This is a genomic window from Priestia sp. SIMBA_032 (genome assembly GCF_046535215.1).
GTDB classification, from domain to species: domain Bacteria; phylum Bacillota; class Bacilli; order Bacillales; family Bacillaceae_H; genus Priestia; species Priestia aryabhattai.
Map to the genome: position 1 here is coordinate 1 of NZ_JAWRXD010001703.1, position 229 is coordinate 229.

General features: G+C 34.9%; 1 protein-coding gene. It reads right to left on the bottom strand.

Features of this window, described 5'->3' with window-relative positions:
- The coding region (locus SB717_RS40050) for an alpha/beta fold hydrolase (RefSeq protein WP_410908949.1) at positions 1-229 on the bottom strand (229 nt) is incomplete at both ends.

Consider the following 229-nt stretch of genomic DNA (forward strand, 5'->3'; position numbering starts at 1 on the left):
CCCATGGAATGCCCCAGTATTGCGAATGAATCATACCCTAGTTTTTTCATTAATTTATAATACAAATTTGCATGAGTTGGAAAAGAATAATAAAAATCCATTGGCTTAGATGAGCGCCCGAATCCTAAAGCATCTACAGAAATAATTGTATGATCTTTTGCTAAATCGGAGTAAATCTTTTGAAAACCATCTGATGACCCTCCAAAGCCATGAATCATAAGTAAAGGTG